The 21,521-nt window shown below is 69.8% G+C and carries 21 protein-coding genes; 7 read left to right on the top strand and 14 right to left on the bottom strand.

Annotation, left to right across the window (positions count from 1 at the left end; genetic code table 11):
• Positions 1 to 915 (bottom strand): LysR substrate-binding domain-containing protein, encoded by a 915-nt coding sequence (locus tag ACFWP0_RS05510; RefSeq protein WP_377840282.1) that lies wholly within the window; start codon positions 913 to 915, stop codon positions 1 to 3.
• A 112-nt stretch (positions 916 to 1,027) separates the two neighbouring features.
• Between ACFWP0_RS05510 and ACFWP0_RS05505 the strand changes: the two genes are divergently transcribed.
• Positions 1,028 to 2,320, top strand: a complete 1,293-nt coding sequence (locus tag ACFWP0_RS05505; protein ID WP_377840280.1) for an SGNH/GDSL hydrolase family protein — start codon at positions 1,028 to 1,030, stop codon at positions 2,318 to 2,320.
• A 7-nt stretch (positions 2,321 to 2,327) separates the two neighbouring features.
• On the opposite strand, the gene ACFWP0_RS05500 is transcribed toward ACFWP0_RS05505, so the two are convergent.
• From ACFWP0_RS05500 to ACFWP0_RS05485, 4 genes are all read right to left on the bottom strand, one after another.
• Positions 2,328 to 5,567: an error-prone DNA polymerase gene (locus ACFWP0_RS05500; protein ID WP_377840278.1), complete on the bottom strand. Its 3,240-nt coding sequence runs from the start codon at positions 5,565 to 5,567 to the stop codon at positions 2,328 to 2,330.
• Between the two features lie 6 nt (positions 5,568 to 5,573).
• Complete coding sequence (locus ACFWP0_RS05495; RefSeq protein WP_377840277.1) at positions 5,574 to 7,043, bottom strand: Y-family DNA polymerase; 1,470 nt, start codon at positions 7,041 to 7,043, stop codon at positions 5,574 to 5,576.
• Positions 6,973 to 7,677, bottom strand: coding sequence for a translesion DNA synthesis-associated protein ImuA (imuA, locus tag ACFWP0_RS05490; protein ID WP_377840276.1), 705 nt, complete (start codon positions 7,675 to 7,677; stop codon positions 6,973 to 6,975). Before imuA ends, ACFWP0_RS05495 begins: the two co-directional genes overlap by 71 nt.
• 134 nt (positions 7,678 to 7,811) lie before the next feature.
• Complete coding sequence (locus tag ACFWP0_RS05485) at positions 7,812 to 9,353, bottom strand: amino acid permease (protein WP_377840274.1); 1,542 nt, start codon at positions 9,351 to 9,353, stop codon at positions 7,812 to 7,814.
• 185 nt (positions 9,354 to 9,538) lie between these two features.
• On the opposite strand from ACFWP0_RS05485, the gene ypfH reads away from it, so the two are divergent.
• Positions 9,539 to 10,243: an esterase gene (ypfH, locus tag ACFWP0_RS05480; protein WP_377840272.1), complete on the top strand. Its 705-nt coding sequence runs from the start codon at positions 9,539 to 9,541 to the stop codon at positions 10,241 to 10,243.
• On the opposite strand, the gene ACFWP0_RS05475 is transcribed toward ypfH, so the two are convergent.
• The 7 genes from ACFWP0_RS05475 to queE all read right to left on the bottom strand — a co-directional run bounded on the left by ACFWP0_RS05475 (position 10,244) and on the right by queE (position 16,734).
• Complete coding sequence (locus tag ACFWP0_RS05475; RefSeq protein WP_377840271.1) at positions 10,244 to 11,665, bottom strand: efflux transporter outer membrane subunit; 1,422 nt, start codon at positions 11,663 to 11,665, stop codon at positions 10,244 to 10,246.
• 61 nt (positions 11,666 to 11,726) lie between these two features.
• Positions 11,727 to 12,629, bottom strand: a complete 903-nt coding sequence (locus ACFWP0_RS05470) for an efflux RND transporter periplasmic adaptor subunit (RefSeq protein ID WP_377840270.1) — start codon at positions 12,627 to 12,629, stop codon at positions 11,727 to 11,729.
• Positions 12,630 to 12,631: 2 nt separating this feature from the next.
• Positions 12,632 to 12,844, bottom strand: coding sequence for a DUF1656 domain-containing protein (locus tag ACFWP0_RS05465; protein ID WP_377840268.1), 213 nt, complete (start codon positions 12,842 to 12,844; stop codon positions 12,632 to 12,634).
• Positions 12,841 to 14,904, bottom strand: coding sequence for an FUSC family protein (locus ACFWP0_RS05460; protein WP_377840267.1), 2,064 nt, complete (start codon positions 14,902 to 14,904; stop codon positions 12,841 to 12,843). The genes ACFWP0_RS05465 and ACFWP0_RS05460 overlap by 4 nt, the downstream gene beginning before the upstream one ends.
• Positions 14,901 to 15,374, bottom strand: a complete 474-nt coding sequence (locus tag ACFWP0_RS05455; RefSeq protein WP_377840265.1) for a MarR family winged helix-turn-helix transcriptional regulator — start codon at positions 15,372 to 15,374, stop codon at positions 14,901 to 14,903. The genes ACFWP0_RS05460 and ACFWP0_RS05455 overlap by 4 nt, the downstream gene beginning before the upstream one ends.
• 255 nt (positions 15,375 to 15,629) lie before the next feature.
• Complete coding sequence (gene queD / locus ACFWP0_RS05450) at positions 15,630 to 16,073, bottom strand: 6-carboxytetrahydropterin synthase QueD (RefSeq protein ID WP_377840264.1); 444 nt, start codon at positions 16,071 to 16,073, stop codon at positions 15,630 to 15,632.
• A gap of 28 nt (positions 16,074 to 16,101) precedes the next feature.
• The gene (queE, locus tag ACFWP0_RS05445; protein ID WP_377840262.1) at positions 16,102 to 16,734 is read right to left on the bottom strand and encodes a 7-carboxy-7-deazaguanine synthase; all 633 of its coding nucleotides are present in this window, start codon (positions 16,732 to 16,734) and stop codon (positions 16,102 to 16,104) included.
• Between the two features lie 254 nt (positions 16,735 to 16,988).
• Between queE and arfB the strand changes: the two genes are divergently transcribed.
• From arfB to ACFWP0_RS05425, 4 genes are all read left to right on the top strand, one after another.
• Positions 16,989 to 17,405, top strand: coding sequence for an alternative ribosome rescue aminoacyl-tRNA hydrolase ArfB (arfB, locus tag ACFWP0_RS05440; RefSeq protein ID WP_377840261.1), 417 nt, complete (start codon positions 16,989 to 16,991; stop codon positions 17,403 to 17,405).
• Between the two features lie 2 nt (positions 17,406 to 17,407).
• Positions 17,408 to 18,094, top strand: coding sequence for a DUF2238 domain-containing protein (locus tag ACFWP0_RS05435; RefSeq protein ID WP_377840474.1), 687 nt, complete (start codon positions 17,408 to 17,410; stop codon positions 18,092 to 18,094).
• A gap of 75 nt (positions 18,095 to 18,169) precedes the next feature.
• Positions 18,170 to 18,517 (top strand): ArsR/SmtB family transcription factor, encoded by a 348-nt coding sequence (locus tag ACFWP0_RS05430; protein ID WP_377840259.1) that lies wholly within the window; start codon positions 18,170 to 18,172, stop codon positions 18,515 to 18,517.
• Positions 18,518 to 18,569: 52 nt separating this feature from the next.
• Positions 18,570 to 19,625: an alkene reductase gene (locus tag ACFWP0_RS05425; RefSeq protein ID WP_377840257.1), complete on the top strand. Its 1,056-nt coding sequence runs from the start codon at positions 18,570 to 18,572 to the stop codon at positions 19,623 to 19,625.
• A gap of 31 nt (positions 19,626 to 19,656) precedes the next feature.
• Here the strand turns inward: ACFWP0_RS05425 and ACFWP0_RS05420 are convergent, their stop codons facing one another.
• Positions 19,657 to 20,505: a type II CAAX prenyl endopeptidase Rce1 family protein gene (locus ACFWP0_RS05420; protein WP_377840255.1), complete on the bottom strand. Its 849-nt coding sequence runs from the start codon at positions 20,503 to 20,505 to the stop codon at positions 19,657 to 19,659.
• Between the two features lie 174 nt (positions 20,506 to 20,679).
• On the opposite strand from ACFWP0_RS05420, the gene ACFWP0_RS05415 reads away from it, so the two are divergent.
• Positions 20,680 to 21,054: an MAPEG family protein gene (locus tag ACFWP0_RS05415; RefSeq protein WP_377840253.1), complete on the top strand. Its 375-nt coding sequence runs from the start codon at positions 20,680 to 20,682 to the stop codon at positions 21,052 to 21,054.
• Between the two features lie 4 nt (positions 21,055 to 21,058).
• Here ACFWP0_RS05415 and ACFWP0_RS05410 read toward each other — a convergent pair whose 3' ends face one another.
• Positions 21,059 to 21,493 (bottom strand): carboxypeptidase-like regulatory domain-containing protein, encoded by a 435-nt coding sequence (locus ACFWP0_RS05410; RefSeq protein ID WP_377840251.1) that lies wholly within the window; start codon positions 21,491 to 21,493, stop codon positions 21,059 to 21,061.
• Positions 21,494 to 21,521: the final 28 nt, after the last annotated feature.

The raw sequence follows: 21,521 nt of genomic DNA, 5'->3' as shown, positions 1-21,521 counted from the left end.
TCAGGCGCCCGGGGGCGCCTGCATCCCCGGCAGCTTGCCCAGCCGGTCGGCCAGGAACTGGATCAGCAGCCGCGCCCGCAGGGACTGGTAGCGGCGCGACGGATAGATCAGGAAGGCCTCTTGCGGCGCGGCGGTCCATTTGGGCAGGACGCGCAGCAGCTCGCCGCTGGCCAGCAGGTCGTCCACCAGCCAGGCCGGGCACAGGCCGATGCCCGCGCCCGAGGCCAGCGTTTCCCGGATGGCCAGGGCATTGTTGACCCGGAAGCGTCCGTGGGTCTGGACGGCGGCGCGCCTGGCGCCCTGTTGCAGTTCCAGGGTGTCGCCCGCGGCCAGCCAGGCGAAACGGACGTACTCGTGGGCGGGCAGGTCGTCCGGCGTCCGGGGCTTGCCGCGCGCGGCCAGGTAGGCGGGCGCGGCCACCAGATAGCGCGGCGACATGGCAGCCTTGCGCGCGACGGCATGGGGCGGCAGGCTGCCGCCCAGCCGCAGCGCGACGTCCACGCCTTCTTCCACCAGGTCGACGAAGCGGTCGTTCAGGATCAGCTCGACCTGGATGTCGGGGTAGGCGTCCAGGAACTGCAGGATCAGCGCGTTCAGCCGGAACTGGCCCAGCGCGACCGGCGCATTGACGCGCAGGAAGCCCGTGGGCGTCTCGGTCTGGCCGCGGGCGTCGGCCACCGCCTCCGCATACTCTTCCAGCACCCGCGTGGCGCGTTCGTAGAAGCGCTTGCCTTGCTCGGTGGGCACGACCCGGGTGGTGCTGCGCTCCAGCAGGCGCACGTTCATGTCTTTTTCCAGCGCCGCCACGATCTTGCTCAGGGCGGGCTGGCTCAGGCCTTGTTCACGCGCGGCGGCGGACAAGGTGCCCAGTTCCACGGCGCGGACAAAGGCGCGCATGGCGCGCAGGGTATCCATGGTCGTCATTCCTTTTTGGAAGAAGCGGTATGTATTTTACGTGGCTACCGACGTATTCAGGAAGAACCTATCGTGGCGTCACCCACTTCGATTCTTTCTGTAAAGGAATGCCATGAACTCCCGCACCCCGCTGCGTTTTCTGAATGCGCTTGCCATCCTGGTCGGCAGCCTGTCCGTGCCGGCCGCGCCGGCGGCGGCCGGGGCGCCCGCCCGCGTCGCCCAGGGCCCCGCGTCCGCAAGCGCCTGGACCAGCTCCTGGTTCGCCAGCCCCCAGCCCTTGTGGGACGCCTCCTTTGTGCTGCCCACGGGGATGCCCGCCGAACTGCGGGACCAGACCCTGCGGGAAAGGCTCAGGCTCAGCCTGGGCGGCAAGCGCCTGCGGGTGGTGCTGTCCAACCGCTATGGCGCGCAGCCGCTGGTGATCGGCGCGGCCCATGTGGCGCTGGCCGGGGAGGGGGCGGCGATCCGCCCCGGCTCGGACCGCGCCTTGACCTTTGGCGGCCGGCCCGGCGTGACGGTGGCGCCGGGCGCGCAGGCGGTCAGCGATCCCGTGGACCTGCCCGTGGCCGCCTTGAGCGAACTGGCCGTCAGCACGTATTTTCCGCAGGCCACGCCGGTCGCGACCTTTCATTGGGGCGCGCAGCAAACCGCCGCGCTGGCGCGGGGCAATGCCAGCGCCGCGCCGGACCTGCCCGGCGCGCGGCCGCTGGCCGGACGGGCCTTCCTGGCGGGCGTCTGGGTGGAGGGTCCGGCGGATGCGCCGGTGGTGGTCGCGTTCGGGGACTCGCTGACCGACGGCAATGGCTCGACGCCGGGTGCGAACCGCCGCTGGCCGGACTTCCTGGCCCGCCGCCTGGCGCCGCTGGGCGTGGGCGTGGTGAACGCGGGGATTTCGGGCGCCCGGGTCTGGGGCGACAAGATGGGCCAGAACGCCATGGCGCGCTTCGAGGCTGACGTGCTGTCCCAGCCCGGCGTGCGCACGGTGGTGATGATGCTGGGCATCAACGACATCGGCTGGCCCGACAGCGCCTTCGCCCCGCAGGACGCGCCCATGACGGCGGCGCGGCTGGTCGAAGGCTACCGGCAACTGGCGGACGCCGCCCATGCGCGCAACGTGCGCATCGTGGCGGGCACGATCGCGCCGTATGAAGGCTCGCTGCACGGCACGGCCCTGGCCGGTCACTACAGCCCGGCCAAGGACGCGGTGCGGCTTGAGGTGAACCGCTGGATCCGCGAAAGCGGCGTGTTCGACGCGGTGGTGGATTTCGAGGCGGTGCTGCGCGATCCGTCCCATCCGGCCCGCCTGCTGCCGGCCTATGATTCCGGCGACCATCTGCATCCGGGCGACGCCGGCTACCAGGCGATGGCGCAGGCGCTGGATATGGCGACGCTCTTCGGGCGCTGAACCGGCGTCAATGAAAATTGCGGCTTTGCGTGGCCAGCCCCCCCAGCAGGTCGGACATGTCCACCAGCCGCTGCGCGATCAGGTGGCGCACGCCGTCCACGCTCTGCCAGGCCCCGAACACGCCCAGCAGGTTGGCGCCCAGCAGCTCGCGGCGCTGGCGCTCGATCAGTTCGGGGCGCACCACCACGTTGACGGGTCCGGTCTCGTCTTCGAGCGTCACGAAGATCACGCCCTTGGAGGTTTGCGGCCGCTGGCGCACGGTGACGATGCCGCAGGCGCGCGCCGAGCGCTTGTTCGGGTAGCCGTTAAGCACCGAGGCGGGCTGGAAATTGCGGGCGGCCAGTTGCGGACGCAGCAAGGCCACGGGATGGCTGTGCAGCGTCAGGCCCACGCTGCGGTAGTCCGCGGCCACGGTCTGGCTTTCGGAGGGGGCGGACAGCCGCGGCGCCTGGACGTCCACGATCTCGGCGTCGCGCAGCAGGTCGCGGCTCTGCACGCTGGCGGCGGCTTCCCAACTGGCCTGGCGCCGGTGGCCGGCCAGCGTGCGCAGGGCGTCGCCGGCGGCCAGCGAATTCAGGTCATGGCGGTTGAGTCCGGCGCGCCGGGCCAGGTCGCCGGTGTCGGCGAAAGCGGCTTGGGCGCGCGCGGCCTCGATGCGCCGGGCGGCGTCTTCGCGCATGCCCTGGATCAGGCTCAAGCCCAGCCGGACGGCGGGGCGGGGGGCCTCGGGGCCTGGCGCGTGGACATGCGCGCGGCGCCGGGCGCCGGGGTGGCCGGCGGGCAGGGTTTCCAGCGCGGAGTCCCAGCCGCTGACGGTTACGTCCGCGGGCAGCACGCAGACCCCGTGGCGGCGGGCGTCCTGCACCAGCTGCGCAGGGGCATAGAAGCCCATGGGCTGGGAATTGAGCAGGGCGGCCAGAAAGGCTTCCGGTTCGTGGCGCTTGAGCCAGGAGCTGGAGTACGCCAGCAGGGCGAAGCTGGCGGCATGGCTTTCCGGGAAGCCGTATTCGCCAAAGCCTTCGATCTGGCGGAACAGGGCCTCGGCAAAGTCCAAGGTGTAGCCATGCGCCAGCAGTCCGCCCACCAGCTTGATGCGGAACTTGTCCACGCCGCCCTTGCGCTTCCAGGCGGCCATGGACCGGCGCAACTGGTCGGCTTCGCCGGGCGAGAAGCCCGCGGCGACCACGGCGATCTGCATAACCTGTTCCTGGAAGATGGGCACGCCCATGGTCCGGCAGAGCACGCCGCGCACCTTTTCGCTGGGATAGGTTTCTTCTTCCTTGCCCTGGCGGCGGCGCAGGTAGGGATGGACCATGCCGCCCTGGATCGGGCCGGGCCGCACGATGGCGACCTGCACCACCAGGTCGTAGTATTCGCGCGGCCGCAGGCGCGGCAGCATCGTCATCTGCGCGCGCGATTCGATCTGGAACACGCCCACGGTGTCGGCGTCGCAGATCATGTCGTAGGTGGGGGCGTCGCCCTCGGGGATGTCCTGCAGCGTCAGCGTGCGGCCGCGGCGCTGGCCGGCCAGTTCGAGCGTGCGGCGCAAGGCCGACAGCATGCCCAGCGCCAGCACGTCCACCTTCAGCAACTTCAGGGCGTCCAGGTCGTCCTTGTCCCATTGCACGACGCTGCGGTCTTCCATGGCGGCGTTTTCGATGGGCACCAGGCGCGAGAGCTTGCCGCGCGAGATCACGAAGCCGCCCGGGTGCTGCGACAGGTGGCGCGGAAAGCCCATCATGGTCTGCGCCAGCGAGGCCCACTGGCGCGCCACCCGGGATTCCGGGTCCAGGCCGCACGCGCCCAGGGTGCGCAGCATTTCCTTCTTGCCGTCCCACCATTGATGGGCGCGGGCCACGGCGTCGATGACGCCGGGGTCCACGCCGAGCGCGCGGCCGGTGTCGCGCAGCACGCTGCGCGGGCGGTAGGAAATCACGACGGCGGTCAGCGCGGCGCGGTCGCGTCCGTATTTCCCGTAGATGTACTGGATGACCTCTTCGCGGCGCTGGTGCTCGAAGTCCACGTCGATATCGGGCGGCTCGTTGCGTTCCTTGCTGATGAAGCGTTCGAAGAGGTTGTTGCCGCGCACCGGGTCCACCGCGGTGACGCCCAGGCAATAGCACACGGCGGAGTTGGCGGCCGAGCCCCGGCCCTGGCACAGGATGCCGGCCTTGCGGGCGAACTGCACGATGTCGTAGACGGTCAGGAAATAGGCTTCGTAGCGCAGGTCGGCGATCAGCGCCAGTTCCTTTTCGATCTGCGCGGCCACGCTGTCCGGAACGCCGGCGGGAAAGCGGCGGGCGGCCCCGGCCAGGGTTTCCTGGCGCAGATAGGTGGCCGGGGTGTGGCCGCGCGGCACGATCTCGTCGGGATATTCGTAATGCAGCTCGTCCAGCGAAAACGCGCAGCGGCGCGCCACCGCCAGCGTCTGCGCCAGCGCCTCGGGCGGGTACAGGCTGGCCAGCCGCATGCGGCTGCGCAGGTGCTGTTCGGCATTGCCGGACAGCTCGTAGCCGCATTGCGACACCGGGCGGCGCGTGCGGATGCCGGTCAGCGTATCGTGCAGCGGCTTGCGCGAACGGACATGCATCTGGACCTGGCCCACCGCCACGACGGGCAGTTCCGATTCGCGCGCGGCATGCTCGACCGCGGCGCGGTGCAGGTCGTCGCGCGACTGGTACAGCAGGGTCAGCCCCACCCAGGCGCGATGGGGGAAGGCGCGCGCCAGCCAGCGCGCCTTCTCGGCCATGCGGTCGGCGTCGGTGCCGTAGGCGGGGGTCAGGATGGCCAGGCATTCGGGCAGGTGGCGCAGATGCGCGCAGCCGTCGGGCGGATCGGTGAGGTCTTCGGGGGCCAGCCGGTATTCGCCCTTGGGCGCGCGGGTGCGGGCCAGCGTGATCAGTTCGGACAGGTTTCCATAGCCTTCGCGGGTCTGCGCCAGCAGGGTCAGGCCCAGCGGCGCGGCGTCCGGCGCCGCGCGCAGCTGGAAGGTGGCGCCGATGATCAGCGGCAGCTTCTGGGCCTTGGCTTCCGTGTGGGCGCGCACCACGCCCGCCAGCGAGCATTCGTCGGTCAGCGCCAGGGCGGCGTAGCCCAGCTCGGCGGCGCGCGCGGCCAGTTCCTCGGGGTGCGAGGCGCCCTGCAGGAAGGAAAAATTGGACTGGCATTGCAGTTCGGCGTAGCCGGGCAGGCGGGCCAGGGCGTCAGCCGGGTCCAGCGCGTCGGGGGCGTCGTCGTCCAAGCGCATGAGGGGTCAGGCGTACAGCCCGTGCAGGAACCAGCGGGCGTGCTCGGCATCGCGCTCGCGGTAGATCCAGTAGCGCGCGCCGGCCGCGTCCTCGGCGACGAAATAGTCGCGCACGGTCAGGGCCGGGTCCCACCAGCCGCTTTCGATGCGTTCGGGGCCGCGCATCAGCCGCAGCGCCTGGCCGCCGTACTGCGGCCGATGGCCGGACAGCTTCAAGGGCAGCGGCGTTTCCAGCAGCCAGAACGGGCGGTCGAGCAGGGTGGGCAGGGGCTCGGGACGCTGGGGCGCGGCCAGCGCATCGCCCCAGGCATTGGCGGCCTCGGGGCGGTGGTCGGCGGCGGGCTGGGCATGGCGCACCTGGTCGCGGCCCAGCCGCGCCACCAGCAGGTCCAGCAGCCGCGCGTGATCGGCGGCGGTGCCGCCGGGTTCGGGAAACAGGGTGGTGCTGGCCGCGGGCTGCTCCACGGTGTCGGGCGCCAGCAGCGCCACGGCGATGACGGGGGCTTCCAGGGTGAAGTGGTTCAGCTTTTCGCGCAGCAGGTGCAGGAGCTGCGGCGCCTGCCAGACGGGCTGGGCCAGGGCCAGTTCCAGTTCGGTGGGCGGCCGGGCGTGGCGGCCGCGCTCGTGCTCCATGCTGAGCACCACGCGGCGCACCGCCAGTTGTCGGGCGGCCAGCCAGCCGCCGAGCTGCTCGGCCAGCCGGCGCGCCACCGCCAGCACCGCGTCGGTGTGCTCCACGTAGTCCATGAGCTCGATGCGCCGCGAAAACTGATTGGGCGGCTCGATCCAGCGGTAGAGCTCGGGCGCCTGGCCGTAGGCGGCGTCCAGGGCTTGCAGCAGTTCGGGCGTGCTGCGCCGCTGCAGGCCCGCGCGCGGCAGGGCGCGCAGGTGCGCCAGCGTGTGGCAGCCGATGTCGTCCAGCCAGTCCCGCCGGGCCTGCGCCTGGGGCAGCAGCGACAGGGGCAGGGCATCCAGCCGGCGCGCGAGCGTGGGCAGCGTCAGGGTGCGCCGGGGGACGCGCCGGCCGGGGCGGTGCGCCAGCAGCCAGGCGCCCGCGGCGGTGGGCGCCATGCCCAGCGTCACGCGCAGGTCCAGGGCGCGCAGCGTGGCGGCCACCCGCTGGCTCAGCGCCCGCGGGCCGCGAAAGAACATCAGGCTGGCGCCCACGTTCAGGAGAATGGTGTCCTCGCCGCCCAAGGCGATTTCGGGCGTGTACCGCAGCAAGGCCAGCGCCGCCCCTTGCAGGGCTTCGGCTTCGGCCAGGGCATTGCGGGGCAGCAGCTCGACCTCGGGGGCGATGGCCGCCGCGCCGGCGCGGCGCATGCCCGGCGCGACGCCGGCCCGGCGGGCGGCGGGAGTAAGGGCGGCGACGCGTTCCTGGTCCAGAACGGCGAACGCCTCCCCCTCATGCGGCCAGTGCGGGCGTATGGCGTCCAGCGGCAGGCAGCGCAGGAAGGCGGCGATCCAGAGGCGCATGGCGGGGAGAAGAAGGCGTAAGGGCGCCGGGCTCCAGGCCCACGTACAGCGGCGTGTCGCAGACAGGCCCCCGGCGCTTGAGGATGTGTACGGACAAGCCGCCCGGCGCGGGCGCAAGCGCCAGCCGCAAGGCGGCGGGGGTGGCGTTCTGCGCGGCGCGCGACGGGCGCACGGCGATGAACAGCAGGTCGCTGGCCTGGGCGGCCAGGTGCAGGCGGCGCAGGGATTCGGGGCGCACATGGGGCAGCCAGCAGATCAGCGCGCCGCAACTGCCGTTCTTGAGGATCTGCTCGGTGGCCCACAGCGCGTCGACGGGCTTTTCGGGCGCCACCCAGAGCAGTTGCCGGGGATCCAGCCGCCAGCTCATCCAGCTGGCGATGTGGGGGACGTGCGGAGGCTGCACCAGGGCAATGGGGCGCCGCGTTTCCAGTTGGGCCAGCGCCGGACGCAGCAGGCGGATTTCTCCGACGCCGGGATGCGGGGTCAGCAGTTCGACCAGCGACCCCAGCGGCCAGCCGCCGTCGGGCAGCTCGGCCGACAGCGCGGCGTGCCCGGTGGGCAGGGTGCGGGCGACGCCTTGGGCAAGCTGGGTGGCGCGCCACAGGGCGGGATGGATACGTTCAGGGGACTGCATGGCGGGGGCGCCTGGGGCTCAATAAGCTGTATGAATATACAGTATTGTACCGGGCTTTGATCCCGCCGGACGTATCGAAAAGTGCCCCGCCGCGCGCCCCGGGGGCGGTCCGGCGGACGCGCGCCGTGCGGAGCTCAGCCGGGCGCGGGGCGGGCCTGGGCCGGCGCTTCTGGGGACGCATCGGCGCCGCGGTCCGCCGCGAGGCCGTAGAAGCGCATGTCCGCGTACCGGATCCAGCGCGACCCGCGCAGCAGCCGGTGGCCGAGCCACAAGCCCAGGAACAGCGGAATGGCCAGATAGGTCGAGATCACCCCGATCCAGTCGATGCGATCTTCCAGAAACGCCTGGTAGTTCTGGCCCAGCGTGACCAGCAGGCACAGCACGAAGGCGAACAGCGGGCCAAAGGGGAACAGGCCGGCCTTGTAGGGCAGGTCGGCGGTGTCGTAGCCGTGCTTCACGTAGCCCTGGCGGAAGCGGTAGTGGCTTACCGCGATGCTCAACCAGACGATGAACTCCGTCATGCCCGCGAAGTTGAGCAGCCAGATATACACCGCCTTCGGGCTGTACACCACGCTAAAGAGGCACAGACAGGCCAGCAGTGTGGTCGCCAGCAGCGCATACAGCGGCACGCCGTTGGCGGTCAGGCGCTTGAACAGGGCGGGGGCCTGGCCTTCGGCCGCCATGTTGAACAGCATCCGCGTGGCGGCGTACATGCCCGAGTTGCCGGCCGACAGCACCGAGGTCAGGATCACCGCGTTCATCACCGTGGCCGCCGACAGCAGCCCCGCGTGCTCGAACACCAGCGTGAACGGACTGACGGCGATGTCCTCGACTTCGTTGCGCAGCAGTTGCGGGTCGGTATAAGGCAGCAGCAGGCCGATGATCAGGATGGCCAGCACATAGAACAGCAGGATGCGCCAGAACACGTTGTTGATGGCGCGCGGCACGTTGCGCCGGGGGTTCTCGGATTCGCCGGCCGCCACGCCCACCAGCTCGGTGCCCTGGAAGGAATAGGCCACCACCATCGCCACCCCGACCCAGGTCGCCACGTTGCCCACGAAGGGCGCGTCGCCCACCGTCCAGTTCGCCAGGCCGACCGGGTCGCTGCCATGGATGATGCCCGCCAGCATCGCCAGCCCCACCGCGATGAAGCACAGCACGGCGACGACCTTGATGATGGCGAACCAGTATTCCGCCTCGCCGAAGCTGCGCGCCGAAAACGCGTTCAGCCCGAAGGTCAGCGCCAGGAACGCGACGCTCCATATCCATCCGGGCGTATCCGGCAGCCAGTACGCCATGACCAGCTGCGCCGCCACGACGTCGACGGCGACCACCGTGGCCCAGCTGATCCAGAAGTTCCACCCCAGCGCAAAGCCGAAGCCCGGGTCCACGTAGCGCGAGGCATAGGTGCAGAAGGAGCCCGACACGGGCATGAAGGTCGCCAGTTCGCCCAGGCTGGTCATGATGAAGTAGACCATCAGGCCGATCAGGAGGTAGACCATCAGCGCGCCGCCGGGGCCGGCCTGCGCGATGGCCGCGCCGGAGGCGACGAACAGGCCGGTGCCGATGGCCCCGCCCAGCGCTATCATCGTCAGGTGGCGCGCCTTGAGCACGCGGTGGAGCTGGTTCTGGCTGGCGGGCGTCGTGGCGCCCGCGTCGGTTGTCGGTGTTTGCATTGCGGGGTGAGAGGTTGCCGTCGCGGCGGAGTTGCGGGCGCGGGCGCAGGGGGGCAGGCCCCAGGCAACACCGCGCAAGCCGGCCGGTCCGTGGCGGTTGGGCGAGGGTTGCTTCAAGCCGCGCATTTTACAATGCGGCAATCGGGGCTCGGTTCGGCGGCCCCATGCCAGTACGGAGCGGTTTCATGGCGTCTTCCAGTTCTATCGAATTCCTTCCCGATCCGGGCGTCGACGTGCGCCAGCTCTTCATCCTGCTGCACGGCGTGGGCGGTTCGCCCGACAATCTGCGGCCATTGGCCCAGGCCGTGCGCGCCGCGTTTCCGACGGCGGCGGTGCTGATCCCCGAGGGCTTCGAGCCCTTCGACGGCGGCGGCGCGGGCCGGCAATGGTTTTCAGTGCGCGGCGTGACCGAGGAAAACCGCCCCGAACGCGTGGCCCAGGCCATGCCGCCCCTGGAAGCCTATGTGCGCGCCGCGCAGGCCCGCTTCGGGCTGCTGCAATCGGACACCGCGCTGGCGGGCTTTTCGCAGGGCGCCATCATGGCGCTGGAACTGGTGCAGGCCCACGACGGCATGGCCGGGCGCGTCATCGCGTTTTCGGGCCGCTATGCGCAACTGCCCAAGACCGCCCCGCAATACACCACCCTCCATCTGCTGCACGGCGCCGACGATCCGGTCATGAGCGTGGCGCACATCCAGGCGGCGCAGACGCGCCTGGACGAGCTGCATGGGGATTCCACCATCGACATCGCCACCCATGTCGGCCACGAATTGCATCCGGCCCTGATCCAGCGCGCCATCGTGCGCCTGCAGACCTGCGTGCCGCTGCGCAGCTGGGAAGCGGCGCTGGGCCTGAACCAGGCCCCGCCGGACGGCACCACGGTGCATTGATTACTTCTCCCAGCCGCCGCCCAGCGCCAGGAACACCGCGATCTGGTCGCTGCTGAGCTCGGCCTGCGAGGCCGCCAGCGCGCTTTCGTTGGTGGCCAGCGTGCGTTCGGCGTCCAGCACCGTCAGGTAGTCGGTCTTGCCGTACTGGAACAGCCGGCGCGCCTGCGAGGCGGCTTCGGCGCTTTGGTCGCGCGCGGCGCGCAGGGCGGAGTCGCGGTCCAGCTGCCGGGCGTAGACGATCAGCGCGCTTTCCGTTTCCCGCAGGGCGTTCAGCACGGTCGCGTCAAAGCGCGCCGCCGCCGCCTTGGCGCCGGCCTCGGCTTCGGCGATGCGGGCCTGCGCGGCGCCCGTGTTGGGGATGGTCCACGAGATCAGCGGACCCACGCTCCAGCTGAAGGTGCCGCGGTCGCCGAGCATGGAGGCCGGGCCGCCCGACGCGGCCGACAGGCCCAGCGTGATCTTGGGATAGAGGTCGGCCGTGGCCACGCCGATGCGCGCGGTGGAGGCGGCCAGGGTGCGCTCCGCCTGCCGGATGTCGGGACGGCGGCGCAGAAGCTGGGCGCCGTCGCCCACCGGGATGGTCTCCGTCAGCTTCGGCGCCGTCGCGCATTGCAGCAGCGCGGGCGAAATCTCGCCGGGCGTCTGGCCGGTCAGCGCGGCCAGGCGATACAGGGCGGTGCGCTGCTGGGCCTGGAAGGGCGGCAGGTTGGCCTGCAGTTGTTCAAGCTGGCTGCGCGCGCGGGTCACGTCCAGCGTGGTGCCGCGGCCGGCGCGCTGCAGCCGGCTGACGGCGTCCAGCGATTCCTTTTGCACCCGCGCCGAATGCTGGGCCGAGGCAAGCTGCATGCCGGCCGCGCACATGTTGGCGTAGGCCCGGGCGGTCTCGGCCGCCACGGTGACGCGGGTGGCGTCGTAGGCGGCCTGCGCGGCTTGCGCGTCGCCGGTGGACGCTTCCACGGCGCGGCGGATCTGGCCGAACAGGTCAAGCTGGTACGACACGCTGGCGCCCGTGGAATAGGACCAGCGGTTGGGCGGATCGATGCCCGGCTGCAATTCCTGCAGGCCGGACACGTGGCCGAAGGTGGGCGAGGCATTGACGCCGATCGCGGGCTGCTGCTGCGCCTGTGTTTCGCGCACCGCGGCCTGCGCGCGTTCCAGGTTGGCGCTGGCGACGCGCAGGTCGGTGTTGGCGTCCAGGGCCTTTTCCACCAGTCCGTCCAGCACGGGATCGTTGTACAGGCGCCACCAGTGCCCGGACACCGCTTCCTGCCGGTACACCCCGGCCTGCGCCTCCACGAAGGACGCTTGCGCGCCCGGCCTGCCGGACACCGACTCGGCGGGCACCTGGTAGTCGGGGCCCACGGAGGCGCATCCGGCCAGCGCGAGGGCCAGCATCAGCGGGAGGAGGTGTTTGGTGTTCATGGCGGTTACGGCTGGGCGTCGATAAGAGATAAGGGGTCGATGTCGGGTTGATGAGCGCGCGTCAGGAGGGCTGTTGCACGCCGGCGGGCGCGGCGTCCACCGATACGGTGGCGGTCTGGCCCGCCACCAGGCGCACGCCTTCGGGCACGTCGTCGATCTTCACGCGTACGGGGATGCGCTGCGCCAGGCGGACCCAGTTGAAGGTGGGGTTCACGTTGGGAAGCAGGTTGGCGCCTGTGCTCCGGTCGCGGTCGGCAATGCCCATGGCGATGCTCTCCACGTGGCCGCGGATATGGCGCGACTCGCCCATCAGGGTCACCGTGACAGGGTCGCCTTCATGGATGCCGGGCAGCTTGGTTTCCTCGAAGTAGCCTTCCACGTAGAAGGAGCCGGCGTCCACCAGCGCCATCACGCCGCGTCCGGCGGTGGCGTAGGAGCCGGCGCGCAAGTCCAGGTTCGTGACGCGGCCGTCGCTGGCCGCCACCACGCGGCTGCGCTCCAGGTTCAGGCGGGCGGTATTTAACTGCACCTCGGCCTGGGCGAGCGCGGCTTCGGTCTGCTGCACCTTGGTCTGGCTTTGCTCGACGGCTTCGGCGGCCACCAGCTGGCCCAGCGAGCGGTTGCGCTTGGCGTCGCGCAGCGCCTGGTCGTGCGCCACCTGCTGCGAACGCACCGAGGCCTGGGCCTGGTCGAACGCAAGCTGGAAGCGGGCGCGGTCGATTTCAAACAGCAGGTCGCCCGCCTTCACGTCCTGGTTGTCGTGCACGGGCACGCTGGTCACCAGGCCGGAAACATCGGGCGCAACCTGCACCACATAGGCCTTGACGCGCCCGTCGCGCGTCCAGGGTTCGACTTCATAGTGGTCCCAGAGCTGCCAGCCGGCGTAAGCGGCGGCGGCGACGACGACGGCCGTCACCGCGAACTTGCCGATAGCAGCAGGGCGAAGGGCATTGGGGAGTTTCATACCTATCTCTGGAGAAAATATGGGGAAATGAGGGATGCGCCGTACAGCAGCACCACGAACAGCGCCAGGTCGAAGAGCGCGGGGTGCCACACCAGGCGATACAGCCCGGCGCGGGCAAGCACGCGGCGCACGCCCCAGGCCACGCCCAGGGTGATCACGCCCAGCACCAGCAGCCAGGGGAAGTAAATGCCGTAGAGATTGAATTCGCCGATCATGATGCTTGGCCCTCCAGCGTCGGATGGGCAGGTTGGTAGTCGGGCGCGTCGGGGAAGAAGGCGCGGCGGATGCCCACCAGCGCCACGACGGCGCGGTCGCGCGCGGTCGGCCCCTGGGGCGTGGCGGCCACGCTGGAAAGCGCGCGGTCGATCTGCGCCAGGAATTCGGGCGTCTTTTCGCCGATCCTCCACGATGAGCGCGCGCGGAAAAACTGCGCCAGGCTGTTGAGCACCGGCTGGATCGTGGCTTCGGCCATCGGCAGGTGGCGGCGCGCGCGCTGCAGCTCGGTGATGTCGCGGCCCACGCGCAAGTCCTTCAGCGCATCGGCCGCCACCAGGTCGTCCGGCCGCTTGGCCAGCGCCAGGCGCGGCTGCAGGAGGCCGATGCGGTCCAGCATGCGGGCGGTATACGTATGGCGCGACGGCGCGCGCGGGGAGCTGGCCAGGGTCGCCAGTTCTTTCCAGTTGGCGGCCTGGATGCGGCGCGCGCTCCAGTCGGCGCTGACCGTGCGGAAGATGGCGGCGATGATCGCGGCCGTGGCCACGCCCATGCACTGCGCCACCTGCGTGTCGATGAAGGACACGACGTCGGCGGTGTTGGTGTCCTGCAGCGCCATGGTGCCCAGGAAGCCGAACAGCATGGCCATGGCCTTGCCGGCGCTGGCCGGCCGGGCGATGAAGACGCCCAGCACGAAAGCGGTCGGCAGCATCGACAGGGCCAGCATTTCGAACGAATGGATGGCGGGCATGATGCCCAGCAGGTACAGCGCCGACAGCGGAATCGAATACACCGTGTAGGTCAGGAACTGCATGATGCCGGGCACCGGATTGTCCTGCGACGCGAAGAAGCAGCTGAAGATGGCGGCCATCAGCGCGGCGGTGGCGCCGTTGCTCCAGGCCGTGCCGATCCAGAAGGCGCAGCACACCGAAATGGCCACGCCCGCGGCCAGCGCGGAAAGCAGCGCCATGCCGTGGTCGCGGTGCAGCGCCGAGTTGGGATCGCGGGCCGGCCGCGAGGCGCGCATCGGGGCGCGCAGCGGCGCGCCTTCCAGGCCCGCGCGGATCTCGCGGCGCAAGGCCAGGCATTCGTCATAGGTGTCGATCAGTTCGCGCAGCCGCGTCATCAGGCTGGCCAGCAAAGCGTCGCGCCAGGTGGAGCGGCTGTCGATCGCGGGCGTGAGCCGCGTCACGGCGGCGCGCAGGCGCACGGCGGTTTCATGCGAGGCCTGCGCGCCGGCGTTGATCCATTCGGAGATGTCGCGCAGCAGCGCGGCCACGGGTTCGGGCAGCGGCTGATCGTTGGCCTGCAAGGCGCGCATGCGGTCTTCCACGGCGGAAACGGCCGGCGTCAGCGCGGAGATCTGGTCCTGCATGGCGCGCACGGCGCCCGACGTCCAGCGCAGGTTGCTGGTGTCGAACGGCACGTGCGTGGACAGCAGCCGCAATTGCGTGATGTCATTGGCCAGCACGCGGCGGTCCTTGTCGCGCTGCTCGGCGTTCTTGCCGCTCAGCGTGTCGTGCATCCAGTTGCGGGCGTCGCGCACCGCCTTGTCCAGCTGCAGCGTCAGCGCGGGCGCCAGGCCGCGCGGCAGGACGATGCTGTGGATGAGCGTGGCGCACACGATGCCCAGGCTGATTTCCTCGACGCGCGCGAGCGCCGTGTCAAATACCAGGGAAGGGTCCGTCACGCTGGGAAAGCCGATCATCGCGGCGGTGTAGCCGGCCAGCATGAACAGGTACGAGCGCGGCGTGCGGTCCAGCACCGACATGTACAGGCAGGCGCCTACCCACAGCACCATCGCGGCGGTCATGATGACGGGCGAGTTCGACAGCCGCGGCACCATGTAGACGGTGGCGGCCGAACCGACGAAGGTGCCGACGAGGCGGTACAGCGCCTTGGAGCGCACCGCGCCGGACCAGGGCTGGGCCACGACGTAGGCGGTGGTCATGGCCCAGAACGGACGCGGCAAACCGATGCTGTAGGCCAGGTAGAGCGCCATGATGGCGCTCAGGTAGCTCTTGAGCGAAAAAATGGTCTCGCGGACGTTCGGGAGCGTCATGGCCGCGCGTCCTCTTGGGCGCCGGCCCCGCTGCGGCCCAGGGACACCTTCAGCACGTCGAAAACGCGCGTGCAGGCTTCCAGGTCCGCTTCGCTGACGCCTTGGAAGAGGCGGCGGCGCAGTTCGACCAGCACGTCTTCGACCTGGGCGCGCAGCGCATTGCCGGCCTCGGTCAGGTGCAGGGTCTTGGCGCGGCGGTCGTGGGGGTCTTCGCGGCGTTCCATCAGGCCGGCGGCCACCAGCTGGTCCAGCACCCGCACCAGCGATGGGCCTTCCACGCCCAGCGCCTCGGCCAGCGCGCCCTGGCGCACGCCGTCTCCCAGGCGACCGGCCAGGATGACCGGCCAGGCGGTGGCCTGCGACAGGCCGTAGTCGGCGAGCGCCTTGTCGGCGGCGCCGCGGTAGGCGCGCGAGAGCACCATCAGGTTGGCGGTGGCGGCCATGAGCTGGGAGTCGGAGGGCGTGTTCATGGAATAGATTGTATCCTATCTATTAGCTTACTAATAATTGAAAATGGCGACTATCTCCATGGATTCTTTCAATTGGGAAAATAGGGGGCAGGTTTTCCACTAGTGGAAAACCGGGCGATGCAGTGCGGATTAGCCAGGTCCGCGGTCAGCCTGGCGTAGCCCCGGTGTCTGACACCCTTGATCGGTCGGTGTCAGACACCGAGGTAGCGAGGGTGTCAGACACCGGGAATGCGCGTGAAGCCGGGGGGCTTTCCCTCAGCCGTTGCAGTCGGCCCAGCAGTTGGGCGTTTCATACAGGCGCACGCGGGTCAGGCGCAGTTCCGCGCCGTAATGGCCATGGTAGTGCGGCGCCAGCGTGTCGAAGACGATGGCGGCCAGGTTTTCCGCGGTGGGGATGCGGTCCAGCACGACGGTCTTGTGGCCGGGCAGGCTGTCCAGGAAACCGCGCACGGCGGCGTCCCCTTCGTAGACCAGGAACGCGTGGTCCCAGACGTCCACGATGTGGGTCTTGGCGATGTGCTTGATCTCGGAGAAGTCCATCAGCATGCCGTTGTCGGACTCGCCGGGCGCCTGCACCACGTCGCCCGTCAGGGTGATCTCCAGCACGTAGCGGTGGCCATGCAGGTTGCGGCACTGGCTGCGGTGGTCGGGAATGCGGTGGCCGGCGTCGAACTCGAGCCTGCGGGTCACGGAAATCATCGCGTGCTCCGCAAGGCGTGGGGGTAAATCATGGAATGCCTATGTATTTGTGGGTTTGCAGGCTGAGCCGCCATTGCGGATGCTGCATACAGTACTGGACGGCCTGCTCGGTGTTGGCCGCGCGCGCGGGGCCGTCCATGGGTTGCAGGAAGAAATGCTCGAAGTCCAGGTGCGCGAAGGTTTCGGGCAGTGCGTTCAGCTGCGGGTAGACGAGCTTCAGTTCGTCGCCGCGCTCGACGACGACGGGCGCCGTGCCCTTGGGGCTGACGCAGATCCAGTCGATGCCCGCGGGGGGCTTGATCGTGCCATTGGTTTCGATGGCCACGGTGAAGCCGCGGGCGTGGATCGCCGTCAGCAGCGGGGCGTCGAGCTGCAGCAGGGGTTCGCCGCCGGTGAAGACGACGTAGCGGTCTTCCGTGCCGGGGCCCCAGGCCGCGGCGATGGCATCGGCCAGCAGGTCGGCCGTAGAGAACTTGCCGCCGCCGTCGCCATCGGTGCCGATGAAGTCGGTGTCGCAGAACGTGCAGGCGGCGCTGGCGCGGTCGCTTTCGCGGCCGGTCCACAGATTACAGCCCGCAAACCGGCAAAATACCGCCGCGCGGCCTGCATGGGCGCCTTCGCCTTGCAGGGTCTTGAAGATTTCTTTGGCGGAGTAGGTCATAGGGGTGCTGGCGGCCGGGCGCCTTAAGAATCGAGCAAAAGCGCACTATTTTACTTGGCGCGGCGGATGTGCGCCTAAAGACCCCGCCAGGTGATGGTTTTGCGGAGCCCCCTCGGGGGCAGAGAGCGCACGGAGTGCGCGAAGCGTGGGGGCCCCTTTCCCCGCCGGGCCGCCCCAAGGGGAAAGCGCCCCCTCGGGGGGGCAGAGAGCGCACGGAGTGCGCGAAGCGTGGGGGCCCTGTAGACTTCCGGCCTATGTTTCATGTCCAAGATTCTCTTTATATAGACGAGCGCGACCTGGTGTTCACCATGATCCGCGCCCAGGGCGCGGGCGGCCAGAACGTCAACAAGGTATCCAGCGCCGTGCATCTGCGCTTCGATGTCCGCGCCTCCAGCCTGCCGCCCGAGATCCAGGAAGCGCTGTGCGCCGTGAGCGACCACCGCATCTCCAAGGACGGCGTGATCGTCATCAAGTCGCAGTCGTTTCGCAGCCAGGAAAAGAACCGGGCCGAAGCCATCGAACGCCTGCTCGCCATGGTGCGTTCGGCCGTCCAGGTCGACAAGCCGCGCCGTCCCACCAAGCCCACCCGTTCCTCGCAGCGCCGCCGCGTGCAGCGCAAGGTGCTGCACGGCGAGGTCAAGCGCCTGCGCGGCCGCGTGCAGGGCGATTGATGATGGCCGACGCGCGCCGGCGCCATCTGTTCACCCTGGCCGCGTTGTTCGCCGTCGTCTGGGTGGCGCTGGCCATTAATCCGCACGACCGCGCCGACTGGGCGCTGGAAAACGTCCTGGTGCTGGCCTTTGGCGGCGCGCTGTTCGTGACGCGGCGCTGGTTCGTGTTTTCGCGCGTGTCGTACACGCTGATCTTCCTCTACCTGTGCCTGCACGCCATCGGCGCGCACTACACCTATTCGCTGGTGCCCTACGACGACTGGTGGCGCGCGCTGACCGGCCACGGCTTCAACAGCCTGGTTGGCTGGGAACGCAACAATTTCGACCGCGTGGTGCATTTTTCCTACGGCCTGCTGCTCGCCTATCCGATCCGGGAAATCTTCCTGCGGGTGGTCGAGGTGCGCGGCTTCTGGGCGTATTTCCTGCCCATGGACGTCACGCTGTCCACGTCGGCGCTGTACGAACTGGTCGAGTGGGGCGCGGCGGAATTCTTCGGCGGCGACCTGGGCGCCGCCTACCTGGGCACGCAGGGCGATATCTGGGACGCCCAGAAGGACATGGCGCTGGCGGCTTTGGGGGCGGCCATCGCCATGGCCGTCACCGCGCTGGTCAACTGGCGGGCGCGGCGGGACCTGGCGCGCGATTGGGCCGACAGCCTCAAGCCCCCGCGATTGCAGCGGGACCGATAGCCCCATGCGCCGCAGGGGCATAAGCATATATCGATCATTCACGATATATGATTCGATAAATTGCGATATACCAATATGACCGCATCCTCTTCAACCCCCGATCAGACCGACGCGCAACCCGGCATCGACGCCGACGCCATCCTCAAGGCGCTGGCCAATCCCGTGCGGCGCGACATACTTGCGTGGCTCAAGACGCCGCAAGCGTACTTCGAAGAAAGGCCGGGCCACACCTTCGAACACGGGGTGTGCGCGGGCCATATCGATGACCGCTGCGGGCTGTCCCAGTCCACCGTGTCGTCGCACCTGGCCGTCTTGCAGCGCGCGGGCCTGATCTCGGCCACGAAGGTGGGGCAGTGGGTGTTCTTTCGTCGCAATGAACCCGTGATTGCCGCGTTCCTGCGGCAGTTGAACCAGGACATGTAGTCAGCTGCTACACCCGCCAAGCGCCCCTATGCCCGGGGCGGAAGGATTTTGCATGAACCTCTTGTTTGAACCCCTGCGCATCGGCGACCTGACCCTGCGCAACCGCGTCGTCATGGCGCCTCTGACCCGCCAGCGCGCCAGCGCCGGGCGCGTGCCCAACGACCTGATGGTCGAGTACTACACCCAGCGCGCCGGCGCCGGCATGATCCTGACCGAAGCCACCGCCGTCACGCCGCAGGGCGTGGGCTATGCCGACACCCCCGGCCTGTGGAGCACCGAGCAGGTCAAGGGCTGGCGCAAGGTCACCTCCGCCGTGCATGGCGAGGGCGGCCTGATCGTGGCCCAGCTCTGGCACGTGGGCCGCATCTCGGACCCGATTTTCCTGGACGGCGACCTGCCCGTCGCGCCCAGCGCGATCGCCGCCGGCGGCCATGTCAGCCACGTGCGCCCCAAGCGCGCCTACGTCACGCCGCGCGCGCTGGAAACCGACGAGATCCCCGGCGTGGTCGAGGCCTACCGCCACGGTGCGCAGATGGCGATGGAAGCCGGCTTTGACGGCGTGGAAGTGCATGCCGCCAACGGCTACCTGCTGGACCAGTTCCTGCAGGACAGCACCAACCACCGCAGCGACCAGTACGGCGGTTCGCTTGAGAACCGCGCGCGCCTGCTGCTGGAAGTGGTCGACGCCTGCGTGTCGGTCTGGGGCCCGGGCCGCGTGGGCGTGCATTTGTCGCCGCGCGGCGACATCCACACCATGGGCGACTCGGATCTGGCCGGCACCTTCAGCCATGTGGCGCGCGAACTGGGCAAGCGCGGCATCGCGTTCCTGTGCGTGCGTGAGCGCGAAGGCGCCGACAGCCTGGGCCCGGTCCTGAAGGCCGAGTTCGGCGGCGTGTACATCGCCAACGAAGGCTATACGCCGGAATCCGCCGAAGCCGCCGTGGCCGCGGGCAAGGCCGACGCGGTGGCTTTCGGCGTGCCGTACATCGCCACGCCCGACCTGGCCCAGCGCCTTCGCCGCAACGCGCCCTTGAACACGCCGAATCCGTCCACGTTCTACGCCTCCGGCGCCGAGGGCTACACGGACTATCCGGCGCTGGCGGCGTAAGTCGTCAGCCGCGCCCTGCGGGGCGCGGCGCCTAGAACACGGCGCGCATCGGGTAGGTGAACAGCCCGAAGTGCGCCGCGTTCAATCCCAGGTGCGCCAGCACCGCGGCGGCAAGGCCGCCGTACTTGTAAGCGGCGCCATAGGCCGCGCCCGCCAGGCCCGCCAGCAGCATCCATTGCCAGCCGCCCGCATAATGGGCCAGGCCGAACGCCACGGCCGCGACGGCCAGCGCGGCCCAGGCCCCCCAGCGCCGGTTGCGCCATCGCTCCGACAGCCGCTGCTGCACATAGCCGCGAAACAGCGCCTCCTCGGCCAGCGTGACCAGCAAGGCATTGTTGATCAGCCAGATCCAGCCGGAGGCGGGCCACTTCGGCGCCCACCCCACGACCCCCAGCGCCAACGCGCACCCCAGGCATGCCAGCACCGCGGCCATGCACGCCAGGAACGCGGCGGACAGGGTCGTGCGCGCGGCGGCGGCCGCCATCGGCGGCGCCAGCGCCAGCACCACCCAGAACGCTGCCAACGGCTTGTCCAGGTTCAGGTACATGCCGAAAGGCGCCGCATCCGGGCTCAAGGGCGCGGGCGCGATCACCCGCGGGTTGTGAAAGCCGGGCAGCAGATGCAGGAAGAGCAGCGCCGCCAGCACCAGAAACAGCGCATGCCCGGCTGCGCGGGCGGACGGACTGGCCTGCGGGCGCACAAGCATCGCGGCCAGCGCCAGCAGCGCGGGCCACGCCAGCGCCACCGGATCGATCAACCCATCGGCCAGTGCCCAGGCCCAGGCGGCGGCCAGCGGCGCCAGCGCCCAACGGCGCGTTGCGGGCGGCCACAGCATGGCGGCGGCGAGGAACAGGGCGGACCAGGGCGAGAGGGCGGACATCGGCGGGGTGGTGTACGGCGCAAAGCGCTGAGTGTAAGCGCGCTGCGGGGCGTCTCATCAGCGCGCCGCTTTGGGGCTTCCCATTCCGGCGCTTTCAGGCGACGATGCCGCTGCCGCGGCGCGTGCCGCGCACCCATCGGCGGCACAACGGCCCGCCAGCACCAGGAGTCAGGAATGAAAACAATCGCGTGGCTGATGTTGGCGGCGGCGCTGCTGCCGTTCGTATCGACGATCGTGGCCAAGGCGGGCGGCAAGCAGTTCGACAACAACGATCCGCGCGCCTGGCTGGCGCGCCAGGAAGGCTGGCGGGCGCGCGCCAACGCGGCGCAGATCAATACCTTCGAGGCGCTGCCGTTTTTCTTTGCGGCCGTGCTGTTCGCGCTCTATAACCAGGCGCCGCCCGCGCACGTCGCCGGCCTGATGGCATGCTGGCTGGGCGCGCGCCTGGGGTATCTGGCGATGTACCTGGCGGGCTGGGGCGCGCTGCGTTCGCTGGTGTGGGCGGCCAGCCTGGGCTTTGCGATCGCGATCCTGTTCTCGGGCGTCTAGGCGCCTACTTCCATTCGAACATGGCGCGCGCGGTGCCGGTATTCTGCACCGATACCTCGCGTTCCTGCGCCTGGCCGTTGAAGGTCGCGGAGACCTTGTAGTTGCCCGCGGGCAGCTTGACCAGCATGTAGGGGCCTTCGGACGTTGCCTGCAGCACGGCCTTGCCCTGCGCGTCCCGGATCGCGACGGCGACGTTGGCCACGTAGTCGGCCGTGCCGTCGCGCTGGGCGGCAAACGTGAGCGCCAGCGGGTAGTCGCGCGAGGCTGCCTTCATGGCTTCCGACTCGTCGATGCCGATGCCGCCGCTGACGTATTCCACAGAGCCCTGGCGCTGCACCGGCGGCATGCCGGCCTGGGCCGTGGACAGGACGCCGGCAACGGCCATGCTGCCCAGGGCCATTGCGGCGGCCATGGTGCAGCGTTCGATTCGCTTGTTCATAAGATGCTCCTGACAGAGGGGACCGGTG

It is taken from the genome of Achromobacter sp. NPDC058515, assembly GCF_042721735.1.
Lineage (GTDB): Bacteria > Pseudomonadota > Gammaproteobacteria > Burkholderiales > Burkholderiaceae_B > Achromobacter.
The sequence above is the reverse complement of the archived record's forward strand: the minus strand, read 5'-3'. Positions and strand labels throughout refer to the sequence as shown.